The following is a 573-nucleotide window of genomic DNA, read 5'->3' on the forward strand; positions in this document are numbered from 1 at the left end:
TGATAACACTTTTAAAATCACAATTCGACCTTCTCAAGTTCACAGAAATAAATATATCTTCAATTATGACCAAGCTAGTTTAGCATGGCTTTTAAATAACGAAAAGTATTTCCTGACCGCACTTTTAACAAACTTTGGCTATGACAAGGAGCCAAAAATAAATAAAATGGTATTGGATTCCATTTATAAAGAACATACACAAGCAAATCCCACAAGAGGTCAATACATTGCAAATTTATTTTTTGTTAAAGACAGCCATAATAAATTACAAATCAGAAAGAATCTGTTGAAATATGTAGAACATAATACCAGTGCTACTGATAATCGCTTTATTTACGCACTAAGCTACTTTATCTTTACACTCTATGATGGAGATTCAAAAGACAATAGCTATAAAATCTTCGACGAAGATCCTTCTAAAAAATTTACTCCTGTAGAAAAAGCCGAAATAGTAGCCAACATTGCCAATATCGAAAACCCTGCTAGAGAAAAATATAAATCTCCAGAATCATCAGATGTATGGAACATTCCTGGTTCTTCATTATACAATCTTTCTGTTTCACACCCTGAGGT

General features: G+C 32.1%; 1 protein-coding gene. It reads left to right on the forward strand.

All coding sequences use genetic code 11. The features are described 5' to 3' along the window. Nucleotides 1-573, forward strand: a 573-nt coding sequence (locus AC1DND_RS29160; protein ID WP_477586501.1) for a hypothetical protein, incomplete at both ends; no start/stop codon positions are given.

Source organism: Pedobacter sp. 01N416 (assembly GCF_056399685.1).